8 protein-coding genes and 2 pseudogenes are annotated in these 5,830 nt (G+C 61.7%); all 10 read right to left on the minus strand.

Going from position 1 to position 5,830, the window contains the following annotated elements; all coding sequences use genetic code 11:
* Positions 1-123: 123 nt before the first annotated feature.
* A pseudogene (locus AB9K37_RS11795) lies at positions 124-531 on the minus strand (response regulator); the annotation flags it as partial.
* Positions 531-1,385, minus strand: coding sequence for a hydrogenase nickel incorporation protein HypB (gene hypB / locus AB9K37_RS11800; protein ID WP_369838829.1), 855 nt, complete (start codon positions 1,383-1,385; stop codon positions 531-533). The pseudogene AB9K37_RS11795 and the gene hypB, both read right to left, overlap by 1 nt.
* The gene (hypA, locus tag AB9K37_RS11805) at positions 1,385-1,726 is read right to left on the minus strand and encodes a hydrogenase maturation nickel metallochaperone HypA (protein ID WP_072709490.1); all 342 of its coding nucleotides are present in this window, start codon (positions 1,724-1,726) and stop codon (positions 1,385-1,387) included. The genes hypB and hypA overlap by 1 nt, the downstream gene beginning before the upstream one ends.
* Positions 1,719-2,597 carry a hypothetical protein gene (locus tag AB9K37_RS11810; protein WP_369838832.1) on the minus strand — a complete coding sequence of 293 codons (879 nt, stop codon included), beginning with the start codon at positions 2,595-2,597 and terminating at the stop codon, positions 1,719-1,721. The genes hypA and AB9K37_RS11810 overlap by 8 nt, the downstream gene beginning before the upstream one ends.
* Position 2,598: 1 nt before the next feature.
* Positions 2,599-3,414 (minus strand): [NiFe]-hydrogenase assembly chaperone HybE, encoded by an 816-nt coding sequence (gene hybE / locus AB9K37_RS11815; protein ID WP_369838835.1) that lies wholly within the window; start codon positions 3,412-3,414, stop codon positions 2,599-2,601.
* Positions 3,411-4,247, minus strand: coding sequence for a hydrogenase expression/formation protein (locus tag AB9K37_RS11820; RefSeq protein WP_369838838.1), 837 nt, complete (start codon positions 4,245-4,247; stop codon positions 3,411-3,413). Before AB9K37_RS11820 ends, hybE begins: the two co-directional genes overlap by 4 nt.
* Positions 4,248-4,268: 21 nt before the next feature.
* Positions 4,269-4,664: a hydrogenase accessory protein gene (locus AB9K37_RS11825; RefSeq protein ID WP_369838841.1), complete on the minus strand. Its 396-nt coding sequence runs from the start codon at positions 4,662-4,664 to the stop codon at positions 4,269-4,271.
* A gap of 10 nt (positions 4,665-4,674) precedes the next feature.
* Complete coding sequence (locus AB9K37_RS11830; RefSeq protein WP_369838843.1) at positions 4,675-4,995, minus strand: HypC/HybG/HupF family hydrogenase formation chaperone; 321 nt, start codon at positions 4,993-4,995, stop codon at positions 4,675-4,677.
* A gap of 3 nt (positions 4,996-4,998) precedes the next feature.
* Positions 4,999-5,607: a HyaD/HybD family hydrogenase maturation endopeptidase gene (locus AB9K37_RS11835; RefSeq protein ID WP_369838846.1), complete on the minus strand. Its 609-nt coding sequence runs from the start codon at positions 5,605-5,607 to the stop codon at positions 4,999-5,001.
* 83 nt (positions 5,608-5,690) lie between these two features.
* Positions 5,691-5,830 (minus strand): annotated as a pseudogene (locus tag AB9K37_RS11840) (chloramphenicol/florfenicol efflux MFS transporter FloR); the annotation flags it as partial.

A 5,830-nucleotide genomic window follows, 5' to 3' on the forward strand; every position in this document is an offset into this window, starting at 1 on the left:
CCTCACAGAATTGGCCTGACGGCCAATGCGCCTTGGACCGGGCTTGCTATATGAGGGCCGCACGCTCCAAGGCGCTCGCCCCAAACTGGCCGACTTTTGCTCCGCCACAATGGCCGAATTTTACTCCGCCGTTGACAGCTCGTGATCGCGGTTCAGGCGGAACAGATCGGTGGCGTTCTTGGCAACCATGAGCAGTTGGTCGGGATGCCAGGGCTTGGTCAGGAACTGGTAGATCCCCGCGTCATTGATCGCGGAAATCATGTCGTTGGTTTCGGTGTAGCCGGTGATGATGATCCGCACAGTATCGGGCCAGCGTTCACGGACCTCGGCCAGAAATTCCACGCCCGATTTGCCCGGCATCCGCTGATCGCAAAAGATCACCTGAATGTCTTGTTCCTGCATGATCGCCAGTGCGGGCTCGGCCCCCGTGGCGGTGTAGCAATCAAAGTCATCCTCCAGCGCCATGCGCATCGCCGAGAGGCTATGCTCTTCGTCGTCAACCAGCAGGATAGAGGGCAAAGGGGCAGTCATTATTCCGCAGCCTCGGGTTTTGCTTTTTGGGCCAGACGGTCGCGCAGCCACTGCAGCCAGACATCCATGCCTTCGCCGGTGCGGGCGCTGACGCGGATGATCTCGATGCCCGGGTTCACGCGGCGCAGGTTTTCCTCGTAGAGGGCCAGATCCACATCGCAATAGGGGGCCAAATCGACCTTGTTCAAGAGCGCCAAACGCGAGGCGGTGAACATGTCGGGGTATTTCAGTGGCTTGTCCTCACCTTCGGTCACGGACAGGATCGCGACTTTGGCGTCCTCTCCCAGATCGAAGCCTGCGGGGCAGACCAGATTGCCGACGTTCTCGATGAACAGGAACGAGTTGTTGGCCAGCTGCAGATGCTCCATCGCGTGGCCGACCATGTGGCCGTCCAAGTGGCAACCTTTGCCGGTGTTGACCTGCACGGCCTTTGCTCCGGTGGCACGGATGCGGTCGGCATCATTGGCCGTCTGCTGGTCGCCTTCGATCACGGCCAGCGGCTGATCGCCAAGCGCCTCGATGGTTTTGCACAGCAGGGTCGTCTTGCCCGAGCCGGGCGAGCTGACAAGGTTCAGCGTCAGGATTTCGCGGTCGGCCAGAATGGCACGGTTCGCATCGGCATAGCGGTCGTTCTTGGCCAGAATGTCTGTCTCGATCTCGATCAGACGCTCTTGGGTCATGCCGGGCACTTCGACGCCCGCAAGGCCCTGACCAAAGTGGATGTCACCGTGATGATGATGATGGTGGTGGCCATGGCCGTGGTCATGGTCGTGATGATGATGGCCCGAGCCGTGATCGTGGTGATGGCTGTGCCCTTCGACACTGCCGGTTCCGCATCCGCAAACATTACACATCAGACTACCTCCAGATCCTTGATCCGCATTTCATCGCCCCCGACGGGCATCAGCTTGCCACCGCCGCAATCGGGGCAGGGGTCCAAGCGGTTTTCAATCTCGACCTCGTGGATGCAGTCGTAGCACATGGCCCGACCGGGCAGGTCGATCATCTCTAGTCTCGCGCCTTCGGCAACCGAGCCGCGCATCACCACATCAAAGGCAAAGCTCAGCGCGTCCTTTTCCACACCGGAAAAGCGGCCAATCTCGACCCGCACGGATTTCACGCGCGTGATGGCATGGGCGCGAGCCTGATCCTCGATCACGTTGCGGATGCCTTCGCACAGGGACATCTCATGCATGGTGCGGCCTCCTTTGCAGGGTCACGGGGGCACAGGGGTCTAGCAGATCGACTACAGCTTGCGCCCTATCCTGACCGCAAGGGGGCAGGCTCTCAAGGGTGCGTTGCATCACACCACCGTCGGCCATCAGGTGGTCGGTCGGGGTGATGCGGGTGAATTCGGCCACGCGGCCGTTTTCGGTGCGGGCGCGAACAGCATATATGCCGCGCGCCGCCGGAACGGTGACGCATCCGTCCGGCAGCACGCGGGCCTCGGGACGCCAGCCACTCAACACGGCCCCGAGGTCGATCGCCCGTCCGAGAATGCGCCAGAGGGGCCCACGGCCGAAAACCTGTTCCACATCCAGCATAAGCGGGTGGGCCCGACGGCGGGCGGAAACAGAGTTCTCTTGCGGCGCGAGAGAGAGGTGGCGCGTGTCATCAGGGACGGGCAGCCCGTTCGCCACCGCCTCGGCAGGGGCAAAACGGGACATCACAGCCCCTAGCAGCGGGGCCAAAGCCGCGCTGCCAGAGGCGAAAACTTTCAACTGGTGAACATCGTCCGGCAGACCTGCGCCGAAAAGATGGGTCTTCAGATCGTCAGCCTGCATCTGAATGGGCGGAAGCCCGAAATGCTGGGGCCAGATCAGACAGAGACGCAAGAGATGCTCGCGCCGGATTTCATCGGCCAAGTCGCCAGAGGCGTCGGGTGCAGGTAGGCCAAGGGCCAGCCTGACGGCCGTGCTTTGTGCCGCGCGGCACAGGTTGAAGACGCGCGGCAGAGTTTCGGCCACCTCTTCGACGGGGCGTCCGATCACCAGCCGCGTCACCGGCAGGGCCGGGGCGGGAATGGCGGTCCAACGGTCCGCGTCAAAAGAGGTGGGCGCGTTCATGTCACTCGGCCTCGGTGGAAGCCATGCCGGCCGAAATAACCTGACGGCGGGTCGGTGCTTCGGGGATGTCGACTTTGTCTTCTTCGGCGGCTTGCGCTTCGGCTTCGGCAGCCTCGACGGCGGCGATTTCCTCTTCGCGGGCGGCGCGGATGTCGGCGCTGCGATCTGTTTCGGCGCGGTGTTCTTCTTGGAACAGCGCAACCATCACGGCTTCGGCGACCTCGACCGCAGAGGCCTGCGATTTGAAGTCCCCCATGGGCGAGAACAGAGAGCACGCTTTGTAGCCGCCGGTCTGTTCGCGGGTGTTGCAGATGAACTCGTAATCGCCTGACGGGAAGCGAATGATTTCCTTGGAGCCAGCCATCAGGTCGTTCCAATCCTCGCCCTCGGCGGGAAGTTGGATCACGTTCATGAACCACGGGGAAATCAGCACACCCAAGGGGCGTCCTTCGTGCATCCGCCAGCCGACGGCCTGCACGTGCAGCAGTTTGTTCACGATCGGCACGTCACGCATTTTGGCGTGCCAAACTTCGGTGAAATCGGTCACCAGAGCCGAGGTTTTTGCGGACAGGACCGCCGCCTCTGCCATCGCGTCCGAACCGGGATCGTGGTTCACCAGAAACTGCTCTTTGGGCGCGTCGCAGTTCGGGCAGGACCAGTCGTCGGGCAGATGCATAAAGGGCGTGCCGGGCAGAACCTGACGGGTGTCATCGCCCTCTTCGGGGTCGTAGGGGGTCCAGCAGATCTTGCACTCCATGACGGCGCGCGGACTGATCTTGTCGTTGGCTCCCAGATAGCTGCCTTCGAAACCGCTCATCGGATGGCCTCCAGCACTTCGACCAGACGCGCGCCGCTGTCGATCAGGTCTTCGGGGGCGGCGACGGTCACTTCGGGGATTGCGGTCACTTCGAACGTGTCAAGGATCAGCACATCCATCGAATTGAAGAACTGCACGCGCCAGACATTGGGCAGGGCGGTCGCGGTGACACGGCAGTTGCCATAGCCGCGCGATAGGATGTCGGTCGCACCTTGGCCAAGCGCCTTGTCCAGCCATTCCAGATCTTGCTCGGTGTGAGGCAGAAGGGTCAGGTTAATCACGTGCACTTCGTCGCCAAGAGTGTAGCCAGCAGACTTGTCCTGCAATTCGACCAGCAGGGGTGGGGCGTTCAGAACACCGGGGGCTTTGGGCGCGTCAGTACCCAACGCCGCACGGCGGGGATTGAACGCACGCTCACGCGCCACGGTGGGCGAGGGGCCGACCTCGATCATGTCCATGCCCGCGGCTTTCATCACCCAGATGCCAGCAAACACAGACTCTTGGGCAGCGACGGCGGGAATGCCGTGCATCTTCATGGACACTTCACCTTGGCCCATGGTTTCTGCGATCAGGCGACGGTTCTCGGCGTCTAAATCACTCAGGTCAAACGTCTGGTTAGCAACGCCTTCGCCGCAGGCCTTGGCGGCACCTGCAACGGCGGCCATCAGTTCCATGGCGGGACGCAGGTTCTCGTCGATCTCCATGTCGGGGTAGTGCGTGTGATAGGTGCGCATGTCTTGCGGCATGGGCATGTACTGCAGCTCTTCGCCGGTCTCATCCTGCTGCGAGCCGGGGCCGTAGCCCATGGGGGGCAGGTGGAAGTTGCTAACCATCTGTCGTCTCTCCTGTCGGCCTTAGGCGTCTGCGATTTCACATGTGGCGCTCTGCGCCAGAATTTGGGTGATGCGGGCCATGTATTCGTCCCAGTCCCGCACGCGGGGAATGCCGCCGATCATCTGGCCTTCGCGGTAGAAGATCAGGCTGGGGGTCTTGAGGACTTTGGTCTCCTCGCGGACCTTTTGTTCGATGTCGTCACCGACCACCGCGCAGTCAAAGCGGCCCTGAAAGGCTTGTTTGATTTCGGGCAGGATCACAGCCACGTCGGCGGTTTCCAGATTGCGCTTGGGGTCGCCGGGGACAAACAGGACATGCACGCCTGCGCGGCTGGTGAATTCAGTCACGTCGTGCTGGTTGTCCAGTTTGGGCCAGCTGAACTCGGTGGTCAGACGGTCAATCAAAGGATGGGTCATAGCGGGTCTCTCAAGCTGTGGTTTTGCCCGCGTCCAGCGCGGCTTGCAGATGGGGCGGCAGTTGCGGGGCGCTGTTGTCCAGATCGGCGAACGCATCGCCGAGGTCGTTGCCCTCCATCAGGTTGCGCAAACCGTCGAGCGCGGCAGTGATCTTGCGGGCCTCGTCTTCGGTGATGATTTCACGGGCCGCGCCAAGGAAGGTCAGGATCCAGTCACCCACCTGCACAGGGCCAGTCAGAGACAGATCGATCAGAGCTTCTTCGCGGCCATCGGTGGCACGGGCGGCGATGCCGTCGACTGACAGCACCTGCATCGGTACGCCGACACACATGGCTCAGACGCTCTCGGGAAAGAAGCGATGGTCGCCGGTGCGGCAGGCGTCCTCTTCGGACGGGCGACCGTCCTCGTAGGCGCTGCGCAGGATCGAGGGGTCCGCCAGATTGCTGGTGTCGCCTTCGCCCTCAATGGGGTGGATGCCCATATCCGCAAGCTTTTGCATGGCGATTTCGATGGCGGGGTCAATGCGGGCGGCGACCAGGTCGCGCAGACCTCCGCCGTAATCCTCCAGCTCGACAGGCTGGCAGCCGATCAGGACCAGACGCTCGGGGCAGTAGCCCATCAGTTGCGCGGTCGCGATGACGTCCTGAAAACCGGTCTGGTGCAGGCTCATCTTCTTGGCGCCCATGAAAGAGGGCACGTCCTGATCTTCGACGATTTTCAGAGTGCCTGCGGGCAGACCATAGTCCACGGCATCAAATACGATCAGCGCATCTGCTTCTTCAAGGAAGGGGAGGAGATAGAGACCCTGAGTGCCACCGTCGAGAACTTTTACATTCGGACCAAAAGCCGTGGTCTGCGCGAGCCGCTCAACACAACGCACACCAAAACCTTCGTCGGCCCACAACACATTACCAATACCCAGAACCAACACACTCGGCGTCATCTTTGTCTCCTCCCTAGACCGGTGGGCTGGTAGCCAGCTTTCCGGTTTCCCTTGGTTCCGGTAGTTTGGCAGGCCATTCGAACCGCGATACCCCATTTGGCAACGAAGGACTTTGCGAAGCGGGTTGTCGTGACCATGACCAGCCCGACAGTCGCGAAGGCCAAGCTAAATCCGATCTCGGAATAGCCGGCTTGGCCTATGAGAACACGGGGGGCTGTCGAGA

The sequence above is a fragment of the Donghicola sp. XS_ASV15 genome (assembly GCF_041224595.1).
In the GTDB taxonomy this organism is placed as follows: domain Bacteria; phylum Pseudomonadota; class Alphaproteobacteria; order Rhodobacterales; family Rhodobacteraceae; genus Donghicola.